This is a genomic window from Pseudomonas taeanensis MS-3 (assembly GCF_000498575.2).
In the GTDB taxonomy this organism is placed as follows: domain Bacteria; phylum Pseudomonadota; class Gammaproteobacteria; order Pseudomonadales; family Pseudomonadaceae; genus Aquipseudomonas; species Aquipseudomonas taeanensis.
On the sequence record NZ_AWSQ01000001.1, the window covers coordinates 1,789,055 to 1,804,685 of the forward strand.

The 15,631-nt window shown below is 61.2% G+C and carries 11 protein-coding genes and 1 pseudogene; 3 read left to right on the plus strand and 9 right to left on the minus strand.

The features are described from left to right. Positions 1-67 precede the first annotated feature (67 nt). The 9 genes and pseudogenes from panC to TMS3_RS07880 form a co-directional block, all read right to left on the minus strand. Positions 68-928: a pantoate--beta-alanine ligase gene (gene panC, locus TMS3_RS07840; RefSeq protein WP_025164710.1), complete on the minus strand. Its 861-nt coding sequence runs from the start codon at positions 926-928 to the stop codon at positions 68-70. Next, the gene (gene panB / locus TMS3_RS07845; protein ID WP_025164711.1) at positions 925-1,725 is read right to left on the minus strand and encodes a 3-methyl-2-oxobutanoate hydroxymethyltransferase; all 801 of its coding nucleotides are present in this window, start codon (positions 1,723-1,725) and stop codon (positions 925-927) included. The genes panC and panB overlap by 4 nt, the downstream gene beginning before the upstream one ends. Positions 1,726-2,006: 281 nt before the next feature. Continuing rightward, positions 2,007-2,492 carry a 2-amino-4-hydroxy-6-hydroxymethyldihydropteridine diphosphokinase gene (folK, locus tag TMS3_RS07850; RefSeq protein WP_025164712.1) on the minus strand — a complete coding sequence of 162 codons (486 nt, stop codon included), beginning with the start codon at positions 2,490-2,492 and terminating at the stop codon, positions 2,007-2,009. Next, a pseudogene (locus TMS3_RS07855) lies at positions 2,492-3,929 on the minus strand (polynucleotide adenylyltransferase PcnB). The gene folK and the pseudogene TMS3_RS07855 overlap by 1 nt, the downstream one beginning before the upstream one ends. A gap of 693 nt (positions 3,930-4,622) precedes the next feature. Continuing rightward, entirely contained in the window at positions 4,623-6,047 is a 1,425-nt protein-coding gene (locus TMS3_RS07860; RefSeq protein ID WP_025164713.1) for a sigma-54-dependent transcriptional regulator, read from the minus strand. A 34-nt stretch (positions 6,048-6,081) separates the two neighbouring features. Further along, the gene (locus TMS3_RS07865) at positions 6,082-9,036 is read right to left on the minus strand and encodes a sensor histidine kinase (RefSeq protein ID WP_025164714.1); all 2,955 of its coding nucleotides are present in this window, start codon (positions 9,034-9,036) and stop codon (positions 6,082-6,084) included. A 95-nt stretch (positions 9,037-9,131) separates the two neighbouring features. Further along, positions 9,132-9,308 carry a hypothetical protein gene (locus TMS3_RS25005; protein ID WP_003244646.1) on the minus strand — a complete coding sequence of 59 codons (177 nt, stop codon included), beginning with the start codon at positions 9,306-9,308 and terminating at the stop codon, positions 9,132-9,134. Positions 9,309-9,425: 117 nt separating this feature from the next. Continuing rightward, positions 9,426-10,367, minus strand: a complete 942-nt coding sequence (locus tag TMS3_RS07875) for a DUF808 domain-containing protein (RefSeq protein WP_025164715.1) — start codon at positions 10,365-10,367, stop codon at positions 9,426-9,428. 143 nt (positions 10,368-10,510) lie between these two features. Then, entirely contained in the window at positions 10,511-11,098 is a 588-nt protein-coding gene (locus tag TMS3_RS07880; RefSeq protein ID WP_025164716.1) for an LOG family protein, read from the minus strand. 510 nt (positions 11,099-11,608) lie between these two features. Between TMS3_RS07880 and amaA the strand changes: the two genes are divergently transcribed. The 3 genes from amaA (at position 11,609) to TMS3_RS07895 (ending at position 15,612) form a co-directional block, all read left to right on the plus strand. Further along, positions 11,609-12,892 (plus strand): L-pipecolate oxidase, encoded by a 1,284-nt coding sequence (gene amaA, locus TMS3_RS07885; protein ID WP_025164717.1) that lies wholly within the window; start codon positions 11,609-11,611, stop codon positions 12,890-12,892. Positions 12,893-13,225: 333 nt separating this feature from the next. Continuing rightward, the gene (locus TMS3_RS07890; RefSeq protein WP_025164718.1) at positions 13,226-14,347 is read left to right on the plus strand and encodes a branched-chain amino acid ABC transporter substrate-binding protein; all 1,122 of its coding nucleotides are present in this window, start codon (positions 13,226-13,228) and stop codon (positions 14,345-14,347) included. A 350-nt stretch (positions 14,348-14,697) separates the two neighbouring features. Continuing rightward, on the plus strand, positions 14,698-15,612 hold the full coding sequence (locus TMS3_RS07895; protein WP_025164719.1) for an ABC transporter permease subunit: 915 nt from the start codon (positions 14,698-14,700) through the stop codon (positions 15,610-15,612). Positions 15,613-15,631: the final 19 nt, after the last annotated feature.

Genomic DNA, 15,631 nt, shown 5'->3' on the forward strand with positions numbered 1-15,631 from the left:
CGGTCCACAGACGGCGACTGAAGTGTGCGCTCGGCGATAAAAGCGCGGCAAGGGTACAGGTGGTCGGTTAAGTCACTGCATCGAGATCGAACGCCAGGTTATCGATCAAGCGGGTGTTGCCAATAAACGCAGCAGCCAGAATGACCAGCTGGCGATCCTCCGGGCTGGCGGCTCGCAGGCTGTTCGACTCGCGAATTTCCAGGTAGTCAGGGCGGAAGCCGGCGGCCGTTTGCTGCTGCTGTGCGATCGCGATCAGCTTGGCAAGGTCACGCTCGCCGCTGCGAATGGATGCGGCAATCTGCTGCAGGCTGCGATACAGCGCAGGCGCCGCACGGCGTTGCTCTTCGCTCAGATAACCGTTACGTGAGGACAATGCCAAGCCATCTTCTGCGCGCACAGTCGGTTCGCCGATAATCTGCACGGGCATATTCAGATCACGCACCAAGGTACGAATCACCGCCAGTTGCTGGAAGTCTTTCTGGCCGAAGACGGCTAGATCCGGCTGCACCATGTTGAACAGTTTGGTCACCACGGTGGCGACTCCGTCGAAATGGCCAGGGCGGCTGGCACCGCACAGTCCTTCGGCGACGCCTTGCACGCAGACGCGGGTCTGGCCGGCCATGCCGCCGGGGTATATCTCTTCGACATCCGGGGTGAACAGCAAGTGACAGCCGGCCTCGAACAGTTTTTCCTGGTCGGCGGCGAGGGTGCGCGGGTAGGTGCCAAGGTCTTCGTTGGGGCCGAACTGCAGCGGATTGACGAAGATACTGGCGACCACGAAGTCGCTGCGTTGGGCGGCTTTTGCCACCAGCGCGGTATGCCCGGCATGCAGGTTGCCCATGGTCGGCACGAAACCTATCTGCTTGCCTTCGGCGCGGGCCTGGGCAACAGCGGCATGCAGTTCGCGGATGGTTTTAACCGTGTTCATGCAGAAAATCCGTGTTCGGCTGCGGGGAAGCTCTGGTCTTTGACCGCTTTGACGTAAGCGCTGAGCGCCGTCTGGATGCTGCTCTGGCCAGCCATGAAGTTTTTCACGAACTTAGGCGTGCGATCACTCAGGGACAGTCCGAGCATGTCATGCAGCACCAGTACCTGACCGTCGGTGGCGTTACCGGCACCGATGCCGATGACTGGGATATTCACTGCCTGGCTGATCTCCGCAGCCAATTCACTGGGGACGCATTCGAGCAGCAGCATGGCGGCGCCGGCTTGTTCCAGGGCCATGGCGTCGGCGCGCATTTGCCGTGCCTGAGCCTCCTGGCGACCCTGAACCTTGTAGCCGCCAAGGATATTCACCGCTTGCGGGGTCAGGCCCAAGTGGGCGCAGACTGGCACGCCGCGCTCGGCCAGCAGGCGAATGGGTTCGGCCAACCAGGCCGCGCCTTCCAGCTTGACCATGTGCGCGCCGGCCTGCATCAGGACTGCGCAGTTGTGCAGGGCTTGCTCGGTGGTGGCGTAGGCCATGAAGGGTAGGTCAGCGAGGATCAATGCACCCTGGTTGCCGCGCTTGACGCTGGCGACGTGGTAAGCCATGTCGGCGATGCTGACTGGCAGGGTGCTGTCATGCCCCTGCAGCACCATACCGAGGGAGTCGCCGACCAGCAGTACATCGACGCCAGCCTGACAGGCTGCATGGGCGAAGGTGGCGTCATAGCAGGTCAGCATGGCAATTTTTTCGCCGCTCTGCTTGAGGCTTTGCAGGGTGGTCAGGGTAATTTCTGGCATGAGAATCGTCCTCACTCAGGCATTCAGCAAGCTGTTGAACTGCTTCAATATGGCCTGCATTGGCCTCGTTTTGCACCGGTGCTGGGCAACGGGACGCCTATAGTCCTGATGGGGGGGCTTGAAGTCAATTGCGGGTGTTACCGACTTGTTACTGACGTTACCGCCGACACCCGAGCCAGGCTGTTATGCGCCCTGCTGAGGCCGCTGATTTCTCAGCCGAAGCGGCACCGTGCGGTCGTTCATCGCGTGGCTAACGCCGCACGCGCGCGCGCACACCGCGTTCAGGCCGGCAGGCGCTCCAGCCCTGCGAAAGGGCAGGCGGCGAGCAGTTCACTGAGTGCCCGGCCGTCCGGCAGGCATAGTTCTGGAGCCAGCTCGGCCAGGGGATACAGAACGAAGGCGCGGGCGTGCATATGGTAATGCGGCACGGTCAGGCGGGCATTATTCAGTAGGCGCTCGCCAAACAACAGAATGTCCAGGTCGAGGGTGCGAGGTCCCCAGCGTTCGGCCTTGCGCTCGCGACCTTGACTCAACTCGATGGCTTGCAGGGCGTCGAGCAAGACCAGCGGTTCGAGCGCGCTATCCAGTGCGGCTACCGCGTTGACGTAGCGCGGCTGATCCGCTGGGCCGAGCGGGTCGCTGACATAGAACGAGGACTGGGCCAGCAGCTGCGTCTGCGGCAAGGCGGCCAGTGCTGTCAGGGCGCCGCGCAGCTGCTTGAGCGGCTCGGCTAGGTTACTGCCGAGACCGATATAGACGCGCTCCATCACTCCTGGTCCGGTCTTGCAGCCCCTTCGGTGCTGGGGCTGCGCTTGCGTTTGCTGCCGCTGCGCTTACGCTTGCGCGGCGCGCCAGGACCGTCGTCTTTACTGCTGAGGTCGCGAATCATGCCGCGTCGTTCGCTGTCGCTGGCGTCCTGATAGTCCGTCCACCAGTCGCCGAGGCCGTCGGTCTGCTCGCCCGCGCTTTCGCGCAGGAGGAGGAAGTCATAGCCGGCGCGGAAGCGGGAATTGTCCAGAAGCATGTCGGCGCGTTTGCCACTGCGGCGCGGCAGACGCTCTTGCATGTCCCATATTTCACGGATAGGCAGAGTGAAGCGTTTTGGCACGGCGATGCGTTGGCATTGCTCGGCGATCAGCTCGTGGGCGGCTTCCTGCATTGCCGGAATCGGCGGCATGCCGCGCTCTTGCAGCAACAATACCCGGGCTGGCAGCGCCGGCCAGAGCAGAGCGGCGAAGAGGAAGGCCGGGGTCACGGTTTTGCCCTGCTGGATGCGCAGATCGGTATTGGCCAGGGCATTGCGGATCAACTGGTCGGTGTAGTCAGGGTTCTGCTTGAGCGCAGCGGCACTGGCGGGGAACAGTTGGCCGAACAAGCCGNNGGGGGGGGAACAGTTGGCCGAACAAGCCGTAATCGACCAGCAGTTCATAGGTGTACTCGGCGTAACCGGCGAGGAACAGTTTGAGGACCTCATCGAACAGGCGTGCCGAGGGGATCTCGCGGAGCATCGGTGCCAGCTTGTAGATCGGCGCGGCACTGTGCTTCTCAATCTCGAAATCCAGCTTGGCGGCAAAACGCACCGCCCGCAGCATCCGCACCGGATCCTCCTGGTAGCGCTGAGTTGGGTCGCCGATCAGGCGGATCAGGTGATTGCGAATGTCATGCATGCCATTGGCGTAATCGAGAATGCGCTCGCTGCTCGGATCGTAATACAGCGCGTTGATGGTGAAGTCGCGGCGCTGGGCATCGTCTTCAAGGCTGCCGTAGACGTTGTCACGCAGAATCCGTCCGCTTTCATTGCGCGAGGCCAGATTGCTGTTCTCTTCCTCATCTCCCTGCGGGTGATTGGCGCGGAAGGTAGCGACTTCGATGATCTCGCGGCCGAAATGCACGTGTACCAGCTTGAAGCGGCGACCGATCACCCGTGCATTGCGAAACTCGGCGCGCACCTGCTCGGGCGTCGCGCTGGTGGCCACATCGAAGTCTTTGGGGTCGATGTCCAGCAGCAGGTCGCGTACGCAGCCACCGACCAGGTAGGCCTGATAGCCGGCTTTCTGCAGGCGCTCGACGATACCTGTGGCGTAACGACTGATTTGTCCACGACGTATGGGGTGCTGGTGATTGCTCAGCACTTCTGGGGTGCTGTGCGAATGTTTGGCGCGGCGCAGCGGGGAGCGTAAAGACTTGAACAGCTTTTTCAGCATAAGGGGCACTGTATGACGAAATGACCGGCCAGAATAAATGATGACCGCATGGATGCTGCGGATTCTAGCATTGAGTCGGGGGATGGTGTAGGAAGCGAGGGATGGCAGTCGAAGCTGGGAGGGTTGAAGCTACTGGGGGAGCCTAAGCTCCCCCCCAAGTAGGTGCGTGCTTTGTTTTTATTATTATGGCGGGCTTGTTGTTTTTGTTGGTTTACCCGTTCCATTGAGTCAGAGACCCTTGGAAAACCTCCCAAGCTGGGAGTTAGTAGCAAACGGATTGCTTTGGATGCTGACGCTACCATGGTCACGTTGTGACCTAACCAGTACAGGCACTGCCTTCGAGCAGTTTTATTGTTCTCAGCCTGGTTATGGGGCAAGCCCCAAAGGCAATTCCTCTCCAAAAGAATCAGTTAGCTGCGCCTCCGCCCTGTTGTTTTTGTTGTGCTGGAGTCGATACGTCTTGTTTTTATTGTCTGTGGCATTGCTTGTTATTGTTGTTGTGCCAGAGATAAAGCAGATGCCGTGCCAGTTTTAGAGAATCCTTTTAAAACAAAGGCTTGCGTGAAGTGTGTGGTGATCGGCAGGTATAAAAAAGCCGGGTTCTCGTTACCATAAGACCCGGCTTTTGTTACTAAGTGTTGAAGCGGTAACAGTGTGAGGAACCTCTCGCGCACTCATCTGTCGTCGCGTGCGTTACCCGGTAGTCGCGCCGGACTTGCGCCGTGGAATGCCCAGACGCTGGCGTCGCTCCCACAGGCATTTGCGGCTGATGCCGAGCTTGCGCGCCAACTCGGTCTCGGTCATGTGGTCCTGGTGTTCGAGCACGAAGTGCTGGAAGTAATCCTCAAGCGACAGGTCTTCGGTGGGTTCAAGGCTGCTGTTGCTCGCCTGGGCGGGCAGGCCGACGAAGTCGTCGTCCTCTTCCAGGCCACTCAGTTCGATGTCGATGCCCAGTAACTCGGCCGAGATAGCGGTGCTCTCGCAGAGGATGACCGCACGCTCGATGGCATTTTCCAGTTCGCGCACGTTCCCCGGCCAGGGATAGTGGCGTATCGCTTGTTCGGCATCCGGGGCGAAGTACAGGTCCTCGCGTCCCTGGCGCATGCACTGGCGCAGGAGAAAGGCGCGGGCGATTTCGCTTACGTCGGCGCCGCGCTCGCGTAACGCCGGTAGCTTGAGGGCAATCACATGCAGTCGGTAATACAGGTCTTCACGGAACTGGCCGATCTTGGCCAGGCCCTTGAGGTCGCGGTGGGTAGCGGCGATCAGGCGGACATCGACTTTTTGTGACTGTACCGAGCCGACCCGACGAATCTCGCCCTCCTGCAGTACGCGAAGCAGGCGGGCCTGGGCTTCCAGCGGCAACTCACCAATTTCATCGAGGAACAGGGTGCCGCCGTCGGCGGCTTCGACCAGGCCTGCGCGGCCGGCGCTGGCGCCGGTGAAGGCGCCCTTCTCGTGGCCGAACAGTTCGGATTCGATCAGCGATTCCGGGATCGCCGCGCAGTTCACTGAAATCAGCGGCGCCTTGGCGCGTCTGGACAGATTGTGCAGGGCGCGGGCGACCAGTTCTTTGCCGGTGCCAGACTCACCCTGAATCAGTACGTTGGAGTCGGTCGGCGCCACCTTGCGGATCTTGCTGTACAGCTCCTGCATGGCTGGACAGGAGCCGATGATGCCAATCTCGCCGTTACTGTTATCGACGGCCTTCTCGCTGTTGCGGCTGCTGTTGGCGTTGCTGCGTTCGCTCGGGATGTGCCTGGATTCCTGGTGGTCGCGCAGAATGCGTGCCACCGCTTTGAGCATTTCATCATGGTCGAAGGGTTTGGCGATGTAGTCGACCGCGCCCATTTTCATCGAATCGACCGCCGAGCGCAGGCTGGCGTAACTGGTCATGATCAACACGGGCGTGCCTTCGCTGTGCTTGATCAGTTCGGTGCCGGGGGCGCCCGGCAGACGCAGGTCACTGACGATCAGGTCGAAGCTGGGAATGCTGAAGCGCTCCTGCGCTTCCTGCACCGAGCCGGCTTCGCTGACCTGGTATTGGTTGCGTTCCAGGAGGCGGCGAAGGGCAGAGCGGATAATGGTTTCGTCTTCGACGATCAGAATATGAGGCATTAATACGGTCTCTTGGCGGTCTCAGGTCGCTGGTTCAAGTCGCTACGGACGTCGCCTCGACATGCCGCGGTAACGTCACCCGTATTCGGGTGCCGCGCTGTTGCTCGGGGTCTACCGGACTGTCGATTGTTATCTGTCCATAATGCTCTTCCACGATCGAATAGACCAGTGCGAGGCCAAGTCCCGTGCCTTTGCCGGGGTCCTTGGTGGTGAAGAACGGCTCGAACAAACGCTCGATGATGGCCTTGGGAATGCCGCTGCCCTCGTCTTCGACAATCAGGTCGACGGTGTGCTCGGAAGCCTCGCTCTTGACCCGGATTGCCGAGCCCGGCGGCGAGGCGTCACGCGCGTTGGAAAGCAGGTTGATCAGCACTTGGGCGAGCCGCTGGGGATCACCTTCGGCCCAGTGATCGGGGTCGCACAGGTTGAAGAAGTGCACCTCGATGCCGAGCCGGTTGAGTGCCAGCAGACCGATGGCATCCTGTGCCACCTGGGCCAGGCACACCGGCTCATCGGCCTGTTGATGCTCGCCCGAGTGGGCGAAGCTCATCAGCGACTGGACGATGCGTGACACGCGTTTGGTCTGCTCGAGAATCTGTCCGCTGATTTCGGTCAGCTCGCTGTCGTCTTCGCGCTCCTCGCGCAGGTTTTGCGCCAGGCAGGCGATGCCGGTGATCGGGTTGCCGATTTCATGGGCCACGCCGGCGGCCAGGCGACCGATGCTGGCCAGACGCTCGGAATGTACCAGCTTGTCTTCCAGGTACTGAGTTTCGGTGAGGTCCTCGACCAGCAGCACCAGACCGCTGTTGCCCGGTGCCAGTGGCTCGTCAATGGCCGCCTTGTGCAGGTTGAGCCAGCGTATCTGGCCGTCCAGCTCCAGTTGCTGCTTGTGCAGGTGCTGATCGGGCAGTTCGATGAAACGCTCCAGCAGGTCGCGCCAGGGTTCGCCCAGTGTCGACAGGCGTGAGCCGACCACACGCTGCGCCGGCACCTCGGTGAGTTCCTCCATGGCCTTGTTCCACATCAGGATCTCCTGGTCCTTGGCCAGCGAGCAGACGCCCATCGGCAGCTCCTGCAGCGTCTGCCGATGGTAGCGACGCAAGGTGTCGAGCTCAGCGGCCAGGCCGGTGAGGCGTGAGTGGTAGTCCTCCAGGCGGCTCTCGATAAAGTGGATGTCTTCGGTGACGTAATTTTCGCTGCCGGACTTATACGGCAGGAAGGTTTCGACGATGTCCTGCGCGACGCTCGGTCCCATCAGGCCAGAGAGGTTGGCTTCGATGCGGTCGCGCAGGCGGCGCAGGGCATAGGGGCGGCCTTCGTCGAACGGCAGGTGCAGATCGCGCAGTGCCTGCTCGACCTCGCGCTGCGCCGTCTTGGCGCCCAGTGGTTTGGCCAACTGAGTGGCGAACTCCTGCGGTGACAGCGCCAGCAGCTCGCGCCGTTGCGGGCGTCGGACGTTATCCACTGCGCAGGCTTCGGCGGCGCTCTTTTCCTCGACGCTGGCCTCGGTAAACAGCGAGACCAGGGTGAACGCCAGCACGTTGGCGGCCAGCGAAGCGATCGCGGCCATGTGCCAACTGCTGTCATCGAGCACATACACCACATCGAAAAACGGCAGGTAGAGGCCTTGCAGGTTGCCCAGCATCGGCAGCAGCATGCCCACCACCCAGACACCGATGCCCATCAGCAGACCGGCGATAAAGCCGCGACGGTTGGCGGTCGGCCAGTACAGCACCGAGAGCACGCCGGGGAGGAACTGCAGGGTAGCGACGAAGGCGACAATACCCAGGTTGGCCAGGTCCTGCTCGGCGCCGAGTAACAGATAGAAGCCGTAGCCGGCCATGATGGTGACGGAGATCAGGGCGCGCCGCGTCCACTTCAGCCAGCGGTAGATATTGCCCTCGGCTGGCGGCTGGTACAGCGGCAGTACTACGTGGTTGAGCAGCATGCCGGACAGCGCCAGGGTGGTGACAATGATCAATCCGCTGGAGGCGGAGAGGCCGCCGACATAGGCGATCAGCGCCAGGGTCTGGCTGTTGACCGCGATGCCCAGGCCGAGGGTGAAGTATTCGGGGTTGGTAGTGGCCCCGAGTTTCAGGCTGGCCCAGAGGATCAGTGGCACCGCCAGGCTCATCAGCAGCAGGAACAGTGGCAGTCCCCAGCTTGCACTGACCATTGCTCGCGGATTGAGGTTCTCGGTAAAGGTCATGTGGTACATGTGCGGCATGACGATGGCCGAGGCGAAGAACACCAGCAGTAGCGTGCGCCAGGGGCCTTCCTGCAACGGCGTGTGTAGGCTGCTCAGCACGTCCTTGTTTTGCACCAGCCACAGTTCCAGATCCTTCGGGCCGTCGAATACACCATACAAGGCGTACAGGCCGATTGCCCCGAGGGCGACCAGCTTGACCACAGATTCAAAGGCGATGGCGAACACCAGGCCTTCATGTTTCTCGCGCGTGGCGATATGCCGGGCGCCGAACAGAATGGTGAACAGGATGATCAGCCCGCAATAGCTTAGGGCGACCCTTTCCTTCAGCGGCTCCTGGGTGAGAATGCCGATCGAGTCGGTCACCGCCTGCATCTGCAAGGCCAGCAATGGCAGCACGCCAATCAGCATGAATACGGTGGTTAGGGCGCCGGCCCAGGTACTGCGAAAACGAAAGGCGAACAGGTCGGCCAGTGACGACAGCTGGTAGGTGCGGGTGATGCGCAGGATCGGATAGAGCAGCACCGGCGCTAGCAGGAATGCGCCGGAAACTCCGAGGTAACTGGCGAGAAAGCCGTAACCGTATTGGTAGGCCAGGCCGACCGTGCCGTAGAACGCCCAGGCGCTGGCATATACGCCCAGCGACAGGGTGTAGGTCAGTGGATGGCGGATGATCCAACGAGGGATCAGGCCGTGCTCGCTGATCCAGGCAACGCCGAACAGGATCAGCAGGTAGGCGGCGCTGATCAGGATCAGCTGGCTTAGGCTAAAGCTCGTCAGCATCACGTTGGCTCTGCGAGTAAGGGTAAGGGGTGGTCACTAGGCTGCGGCGCGGCCGCATCGAAACGGCAACAGCCCCTGGGTTTCGCCGCCGCTCCTCAGAGTTCATCGGCATCACGCTGGCTCTGCAGGATAAAAGTCACCACGATCAAAATCAGCCAGAGCAAGTAAGGCCGATACCACGCGCCGTTAGGGTCGATCCACCAGTCCATGATGGCTGGAGAGAACAGATAGATTCCCACCACCAGGATCAGAACCAATCGATAGATATACATGCCGCATCTCTTTGCGAGGAAGCCGCGATGGTAACGGATGCGCAGCCGCCTGCGTAGGCTGCACAATGGTACGTCGGCCGATTACCGCGTGCTGTCGTGGCGCGGTTTAACTGGTTGTCAGGCCTTGAGCGCCTGCCAGGTGCGCGTGGCAATACTGACCACGGCCAGCGCCAGCGCACCGGCGGCGATGCCGGCCAGCGCATTGAGCAGAGTGGGCAGCAATGCGGCCAGTACGCCGCTGCTGGCGCCGGCGCTATGCGCCAGTTGCTCGATCAGTCGATGAGCCGGGGCAATGCCATGGGTGAGGATGCCGCCGCCGACCATGAACATCGCTGCGGTGCCAAGGATCGATAAGCCCTTCATCAAGTAAGGCGCCGTCAGCAGTATTCCGCGACCCAATGCACGTTGCAGGCGGCCAGTCAGGCCGGTGCCGCCGCGCTGGCTCAGGTACAGCCCGCCATCGTCGAGCTTGACGATACCGGCCACCAGGCCGTACACCCCAGCAGTTATCAGCAGGGCGATGGTGCAGAGCACCAGTAACTGTTGGGTAAACGCCGCAGTCGCTACCGTGCCGAGGGTAATGGCGATGATCTCGGCAGAGAGAATGAAGTCGGTGCGAATGGCACCTTTTATTTTGCTGTTCTCGAAGGTCAGCATGTCCATCTTCGGATCGGCTGCCACCTGTAACAGCTCGGCCTGGTGGGCCCGGTCCTCGGCGGGGTCGTGGAGAAATTTATGCGCCAGTTTCTCGAAGCCCTCGTAGCAGAGAAAGGCGCCACCCAGCATTAACAATGGGGTCACCGCCCAGGGGGCAAAGGCGCTGATCAGCAAGGCGGCGGGGACCAGAATCAACTTGTTTTTCAGCGAGCCCTTGGCCACCGCCCAGACCACCGGCAGCTCACGCTCGGCACGTACCCCACTGACCTGCTGGGCATTCAGCGCCAGGTCATCGCCGAGCACGCCGGAGGTCTTCTTGGCCGCCACTTTGGTCATCATCGCCACGTCATCCAGCACCGTGGCGATGTCATCGAGCAGGGTCAACAGGCTACTACCGGCCATGCGAATCGTTCCTTTTCTAGGGTCAGGTTGGAAAGCCAATGGTGCATATTATCTTGGGCAGACGCTTCCCGCGCAGAGCGTCTGCCTTGGCTGCCAGTTCACTTGGCCCACGCAATGGGCGAGATTATGGCGGAGCGGGAGAGTTAGTCAGGCTGGCGATCCTCCCACTTCGGTGTCGCGGAGGGTTGCCACAGGCGTAGGGCGTTGAGGAGGCCGGCCGGTGATTCGCTGAGTTGCAGCATGGCGCGATGCGGGGAGCGAACGAAGCGTTCGGTGACCAGGTGATCTAGGAACTCACCGAGCTTGGCGTAGAAACCGTCGACGTCGAGCAGGCCGAGCGGCTTGCCGTGGTAGCCGAGCTGGCCCCAGGTCCACACCTCGAACAGTTCCTCCAGGGTGCCGAGGCCGCCGGGCAGGGCGATAAAGGCATCGCTGAGTTCGGCCATGCGGGCTTTGCGCGCGTGCATGCCGTCGACTACTTCCAGGCGGGTCAGGCCTTGGTGGCCAATCTCGGCGCGCTCCAGGCTTTGCGGGATGATGCCGATGACTTCACCGCCTGCGGCCAGGGCTGCATCCGCGACGACGCCCATCAAGCCAACCGCGCCACCGCCATATATCAGGCGCAGGCCTTGCTCGGCAAGATGGCGGCCGAGACTTTCCGCAGCTTGACGGTAGATAGGCTGGGCGCCGGTGCTGGCGCCACAAAATACGCAAATGGAACGCAGGGGCATGGTCAGTCCGTGAGTGTCGGCAAGGACTGCAGGGTAGCGCTTGCGCCGCCTGAGTCCAATCGTTCAGACAGCAAGGTACTCGTCAGGTATGCGCCGCAAGCGCCACAGGCATAGGCGGCCAGAAGACTGTGCAATAGGCTAGAAAAGGGCATGTTGATTCTTCCTTGGGATAGAACTGACAGGCTATCGCGATCATGTACGACGGACCGGTTGATTGATTCGATAGGCGCGATAGCGTTCTGCAGGAGTCTAGTAGTCGTTCGTGGCGACGCCACTCGAGCTGTTCGCGGACCTAGAAGTCTGCTTCGCGATGGTGTGGCTGCATGACTAAACGGAATGATGTGGCGAATAAAGGTCGTTTGTTGCGCTGCGTGAGCCCGGCTATTACTTGAGCCGAGCGAATCTGTCGCGAGCGTATCGGCGGGCTCTCTTTACGTGGAGCAAGCCTCGGCAAACCCGACGTTGACTCGCTGCCGTATTGACCCCTATGCCGCCGTTAAGGATCTAGTAATGTCGCTGCGCCAAGAGTGTTTGTGGGAACAATTGACGTCGACGCGGCCAACGGCTGGCGCCCTGAGTGGCGAGCTGAAGGTCGATGTTTGCGTGATTGGTGCGGGCATCACCGGGCTTTCCGCGGCGCTTCACCTGCTCGAACAGGGTAAGAACGTCTGCATACTGGAAGCCCATGAAACCGGGCACGGTGGCTCCGGGCGTAACGTCGGCCTGGTCAACGCGGGGATGTGGATTGCCCCGGATGAGGTCGAAGCCAAGCTGGGGCAGGCGGTCGGCAGCAAGCTGGTGGCAACCATGGGCGCCGCGCCGGCGCTGGTGTTCTCGCTGATCGATAAATACGCCATCGATTGCCAGTTGCGCCGCGAAGGCACCCTGCATATGGCGCATAACAGTCGCGGTCTGGCCGATCTACAAAGCCGCTGCGAGCAATGGCAACGCCGTGGCGCGCCAGTCGAGATGCTGACGGGCTCGGCCTGCCGTGAAGCCACCGGTACTCAGCGGATCGCTGCGGCCTTGCTCGACCGGCGCGCCGGCACGCTGAACCCGATGGCCTACACCAGCGGCCTGGCCGCTGCAGTCATCCAGCTCGGCGGCCGGTTGTTCCATCATTCCCCGGTCACTCGCCTGGAGCGGCAGGGCTCGGCCTGGTGGGTGATCACCGAGCACGGCGTGGTCAAGGCCGAGCAAGTGGTGACGGCCTCGAACGCCTACACCGAAGGCGAGTGGACCGAACTGCGGCGCAATTTCTTTCCCGGCTTCTACTACCAGGTCGCTTCGACGCCGCTGACTGGGGATGCCGCCGCGCGCATCCTGCCGGGTGGGCAGGGCGCCTGGGATACGCGGCAGGTGCTCAGCAGTATCCGTCGGGACGCCGATGGGCGTTTGCTACTCGGCAGTCTGGGTAGCGGCACACGTAAGCCGGCCTGGTTCCTGCGGGCCTGGGCCGATCGTATCCAGCGCCATTACTTTCCTGAACTGGGCAAGGTGGATTGGCAGAGCACCTGGACCGGCTGTATCGCCTTCACCCCGGATCACTTGATGCGTCTGTTCGAGCCCGCGCCAGGGCTGCTCGCGGTGACCGGCTATAACGGCCGTGGGGTCACCACCGGTACGGTGGTCGGTAAAGCCTTCGCCGATTACCTGTGTCAGGGCGACCCGCAGGCATTGCCCATGCCGTTGCAGCCCATGGCTAAAGTCGGTGCTGCGGGGCTACGCAGTTGCCTGTATGAAACCGCCTTCTCGCTGTACCACGCGGGGCAATGTCTACGTGTGGTGATTTGAATGCCTGAGCTCAGCTATGAACGGGCGGTCTGCGGACTACATATGCGCTACTGGACTAAGTGTTATAGCTATTTGCGCTGCAGTGATGGCAAATCGGCTAGGGCTGTCTATTGTTAGTACGGCTGTGCCATGGCGCTGCGCATAGCCCGCCCCAAGCGCACTATGACGATGCGTTTTGATCAATTAAGCGACTGCTTTACAACAATAACGACAAGAAACAGAGGAGAAAAACCGCTTTCAGGCGTACTGCATCTATAACAACCAATGGCACGCCGCTTGCCTATTCAAGCCGAAAGTAGCAGCACTCACTCATAGCAATGGAGCAATAAAACTATGTCGCAGAAGGTTTTCAGAAAGGGTTTTCTGGCGCTCGCAGTGACCGGCGCACTGGGTCTATCTTCCTTGGCTCAGGCCGACCTGGTGATTGGGGTGGCCGGTCCGCATACCGGAGCCAATGCTACGTTCGGCGAGCAGTACTGGCGTGGGGCTACCCAGGCGGCGGAAGACATCAACGCGGCGGGCGGCGTCAATGGCGAGCTGATCAAGCTGATCAAGGCCGATGACGCCTGTGAACCAAAGCAGGCGGTCGCCGTGGCCAACCGCCTGGTCGATCAGGATGATGCCCAAGGGGTGGTTGGACATTTCTGTTCGTCCTCGACCATTCCGGCTTCCGAGGTCTACGACGAGGCAGGCATCATCGCCATTACGCCCGGTTCGACCAATCCGGCGGTAACCGAGCGCGGCCTGTCCGGCATGTTCCGCATGTGTGGGCGCGACGATCAGCAGGGCATCGTCGCCGGCGATTACATCGTCGATACCCTGAAGGCCAGCAAGGTCGCGATCATCCATGACAAGGACACCTACGGCCAGGGCCTGGCGGATGCGACCAAGGCGCAACTGAACAAGCGCGGCGTCACCGAGGTGCTCTACGAGGGCCTGACTCGCGGCGAGAAAGACTTCAACGCGTTGGTCACCAAACTGCGCGCCGCTGGCGCCGAGGTGGTGTACTTCGGTGGGCTGCATGCCGAAGCCGGTCCGCTGGTGCGGCAGATGCGCGAGCAGGGGCTGACGGCGACCTTCCTCTCCGGCGACGGCATCGTCACCGATGAGCTGGTTACCACCGCCGGTGGTCCGCAGTACACCAAGGGCGTGCTGATGACCTTCGGCGCCGACCCACGCCTGATTGCCGATGGCAAGGCGGTGATCGAGAAGTTCCGCGCCAACGGCTTCGAACCCGAAGGCTATACCCTTTACTCCTACGCTTCAGTGCAAGCCCTGGCAGCCGCCTTCAATGGGGCCGGCGAGAACGATAGCGCCAAGGCCAGCGCCTGGCTGAAAGCCAACCCGGTGCAGACCGTGATGGGCAAGAAGGAGTGGGACGGCAAGGGCGACCTGAAAGTCTCCGACTACGTTGTCTATGAATGGGACGAACAGGGCAAATACCACCAGCAGTAAAAACTAGTGGTCTGTGTGGCTGGTTCAATTAGTCAATTTCGTCGCCTGAGGCCCTGATACTGCGTTGCCGCTCCTCGCCATAGCCCGCTATGACTCGTTGCGGCGTCCTGTCTCAAAGCCCCGCTCATCCGAACTTGAGTTAATCAGCTAGCCGTACAGGCCCCTAGCTCGGCTAACCGCTCAGGTACTACCCGTGCTTGAACGGTTGCTGCCTTCCGGGAACTGCTGAGTTGTCATTCCCGCTCGCTGCTGCATTGCGTGCCGTGGTCGTTCAGCAGTCCCCGTCTGATTTCACTCGAGCAGGCCGGCCGAACCCCAGGCCGCTTGTCTCAGCAGACGAGACTGAGTCAATGGACGGTATTTTCCTGCAGCAAACGATTAACGGGCTGACCCTCGGAGCGGTCTATGGCCTGATCGCCATCGGTTACACCATGGTCTACGGCATCATCGGCATGATCAACTTCGCCCATGGCGAGGTGTACATGATCTCCGCCTACCTGTCGGCCATTACCCTGGCCATTCTGGCGTCTTTCGGTCTCGAATCCTTTCCGCTGCTGATTCTCGGCACATTGTTGTTCACCATCGCGATTACCGGGGTGTACGGCTGGGTGATCGAGCGGGTGGCCTACAAACCGCTGCGCAATTCCACGCGGCTGGCGCCGCTGATCAGTGCCATCGGCATGTCCCTGGTCTTGCAGAACTACGTGCAGATCAGTCAGGGCGCTCGCCAGCAAGGCGTGCCGACCCTGCTCGAAGGAGCGTTCAAACTGCATATAGGTGAGGGCTTCGTGCAACTCACCTACACCAAGGTGTTCATCCTGATCGCCGCCTTTGTCGGCATGGCGCTGCTGACCTATGTGATCCAGTACACCAAGCTCGGGCGCATGTGTCGCGCCACCCAGCAGGACCGCAAGATGGCCTCGATCCTCGGTATCAACACCGACCGGGTGATCTCCTATGTCTTCGTCATCGGCGCCGCCATGGCCGCGCTGGCCGGTGTACTGATCACCATGAACTACGGCACCTTCGATTTTTATGCCGGCTTCATCATCGGTATCAAGGCCTTTACTGCTGCGGTGCTGGGCGGCATTGGCTCGTTGCCTGGGGCGATGCTCGGCGGGCTGATTCTGGGGGTGGCCGAGTCGCAGTTCTCGAGCATGGTCAACACCGACTACAAGGACGTGTTCAGTTTCTCCTTGCTGGTGCTGATCCTGATCTTTCGGCCCCAGGGTCTGCTGGGCCGTCCACACGTGGCGAAGGTGTAATCATGTCCTCAGCCATTGC